The organism is Bordetella sp. 02P26C-1, from assembly GCF_009763255.1.
GTDB lineage: Bacteria > Pseudomonadota > Gammaproteobacteria > Burkholderiales > Burkholderiaceae_B > Bordetella_A.
The window spans coordinates 1-3,149 of sequence record NZ_WSJB01000009.1 but is presented as its reverse complement, the minus strand read 5'-3'; the positions used below and the strand labels follow the sequence as shown (position 1 = coordinate 3,149).

At 51.5% G+C, this 3,149-nt stretch carries 1 rRNA gene; it reads left to right on the top strand.

Going from position 1 to position 3,149, the window contains the following annotated elements:
- Nucleotides 1–245: 245 nt before the first annotated feature.
- Nucleotides 246–3,131: ribosomal RNA gene (locus GOQ28_RS05645) — 23S ribosomal RNA — on the top strand.
- Nucleotides 3,132–3,149: the final 18 nt, after the last annotated feature.

The following is a 3,149-nucleotide window of genomic DNA, read 5'->3' as shown; positions in this document are numbered from 1 at the left end:
TTCGCTGTTATCTGTTGAGTTTTACTCAGCAAGTTATACATTCGTTCTTTAACAATTAGGAAGAAGCACAACGAAATGTGTTCATGAAGTAGTGTGCGGAAACGTTCACGAACATGGATACGGGTTGTGATTGCATTAGATTTAGTTCCAAGTCTCAAGACAGATCGCAAGGTCTGTAGCTTTGATACTTATGAACGGCACAAACGCGAAACATATCAGCGTCCTATAAGACTTCAGTGTTATAGGATCAAGCGACTAAGTGCACATGGTGGATGCCTTGGCGATCACAGGCGATGAAGGACGTGGTAGCCTGCGAAAAGCTGCGGGGAGCTGGCAAACAAGCTTTGATCCGCAGATGTCCGAATGGGGAAACCCACTGCAGCGATGCAGTATTCCTGACTGAATACATAGGTCAGTGAAGGCGAACCGGGTGAACTGAAACATCTCAGTAACTCGAGGAAAAGACATCAACCGAGATTCCGAAAGTAGTGGCGAGCGAAATCGGAAGAGCCTTTACGATTTAGCATTTTAGATAATCGAACGGAATGGAAAGTCCGGCCGTAGCAGGTGATAGCCCTGTAGATGAAATCTAGAGTGTGGAACTAGGCGTAAGAGAAGTAGGGCGGGACACGTGAAATCCTGTCTGAAGATGGGGGGACCATCCTCCAAGGCTAAATACTCGTGATCGACCGATAGTGAACCAGTACCGTGAGGGAAAGGCGAAAAGAACCCCGGAAGGGGAGTGAAATAGATCCTGAAACCGTGTGCATACAAACAGTCGGAGCCTCTTTATGGGGTGACGGCGTACCTTTTGTATAATGGGTCAGCGACTTACATTCAGTGGCAAGCTTAACCGAATAGGGAAGGCGTAGCGAAAGCGAGTCCGAATAGGGCGATTCAGTCGCTGGGTGTAGACCCGAAACCAGATGATCTACCCATGGCCAGGTTGAAGGCACGGTAACACGTGCTGGAGGACCGAACCCACTAATGTTGAAAAATTAGGGGATGAGCTGTGGATAGGGGTGAAAGGCTAAACAAATCTGGAAATAGCTGGTTCTCTCCGAAAACTATTTAGGTAGTGCCTCAAGTATTACTGCAGGGGGTAGAGCACTGTTATGGCTAGGGGGTCATGGCGACTTACCAAACCATGGCAAACTCCGAATACCTGCAAGTACAGCTTGGGAGACAGAGCACCGGGTGCTAACGTCCGGACTCAAGAGGGAAACAACCCAGACCGCCAGCTAAGGTCCCAAATTATTGCTAAGTGGGAAACGAAGTGGGAAGGCATAGACAGTCAGGAGGTTGGCTTAGAAGCAGCCATCCTTTAAAGAAAGCGTAATAGCTCACTGATCGAGTCGTCCTGCGCGGAAGATGTAACGGGGCTCAAGCAATAAACCGAAGCTGCGGGTGTATATCTTTGATATACGCGGTAGGAGAGCGTTCTGTAAGCCTGCGAAGGTGGCTTGTAAAGGCTGCTGGAGGTATCAGAAGTGCGAATGCTGACATGAGTAGCGATAAAGGGGGTGAAAAGCCCCCTCGCCGTAAGTCCAAGGTTTCCTGCGCAACGTTCATCGGCGCAGGGTGAGTCGGCCCCTAAGGCGAGGCAGAGATGCGTAGCTGATGGGAAGCTGGTTAATATTCCAGCACCGTCGTACAGTGCGATGGGGGGACGGATCGCGGAAGGTCATCAGGGTGTTGGATGTCCCTGTTGCTGCATTAGAGAAGGCGCTTAGGCAAATCCGGGCGCGTGATTCAAGGGTGTGGCACGAGCGAGCATTGCTTGCGAAGTGATTGGAAGTGGTTCCAAGAAAAGCCTCTAAGCTTCAGCTGTACGAGACCGTACCGCAAACCGACACAGGTGGACGGGATGAATATTCCAAGGCGCTTGAGAGAACTCAGGAGAAGGAACTCGGCAAATTGATACCGTAACTTCGGGAGAAGGTATGCCCCTGTAGTGTGAAGCGCCTGCGCGCTTAGCATGAAGGGGTCGCAGAGAATCGGTGGCTGCGACTGTTTATTAAAAACACAGCACTCTGCAAAGACGAAAGTCGACGTATAGGGTGTGACGCCTGCCCGGTGCCGGAAGGTTAAGTGATGGGGTGCAAGCTCTTGATCGAAGCCCCGGTAAACGGCGGCCGTAACTATAACGGTCCTAAGGTAGCGAAATTCCTTGTCGGGTAAGTTCCGACCTGCACGAATGGCGTAACGATGGCCACACTGTCTCCTCCTGAGACTCAGCGAAGTTGAAGTGTTTGTGATGATGCAATCTACCCGCGGCTAGACGGAAAGACCCCATGAACCTTTACTGTAGCTTTGCATTGGACTGTGAACCGGCCTGTGTAGGATAGGTGGGAGGCGCTGAAACCGAGTCGCCAGATTCGGTGGAGCCAACCTTGAAATACCACCCTGGTTTGTTTGCGGTTCTAACCTTGGTCCGTTATCCGGATCGGGGACAGTGCATGGTAGGCAGTTTGACTGGGGCGGTCTCCTCCCAAAGTGTAACGGAGGAGTTCGAAGGTACGCTAGGTACGGTCGGAAATCGTGCTGATAGTGCAATGGCATAAGCGTGCTTGACTGTGAGACTGACAAGTCGAACAGGTGCGAAAGCAGGACATAGTGATCCGGTGGTTCTGAATGGAAGGGCCATCGCTCAACGGATAAAAGGTACTCTGGGGATAACAGGCTGATACCGCCCAAGAGTTCATATCGACGGCGGTGTTTGGCACCTCGATGTCGGCTCATCTCATCCTGGGGCTGTAGCCGGTCCCAAGGGTATGGCTGTTCGCCATTTAAAGAGGTACGTGAGCTGGGTTTAAAACGTCGTGAGACAGTTTGGTCCCTATCTGCCGTGGGCGTTGGATACTTGACGGAGCCTGCTCCTAGTACGAGAGGACCGGAGTGGACGTACCTCTGGTGTACCGGTTGTCATGCCAATGGCATTGCCGGGTAGCTAAGTACGGAAGAGATAACCGCTGAAGGCATCTAAGCGGGAAACTCGTCTGAAGATTAGGTATCCCGGGGACTTGATCCCCCTGAAGGGTCGTTCGAGACCAGAACGTTGATAGGTCGGGTGTGGAAGCGCAGTAATGCGTTGAGCTAACCGATACTAATTGCCCGTGCGGCTTGATCCTATAACTCTGTAGGTTTTA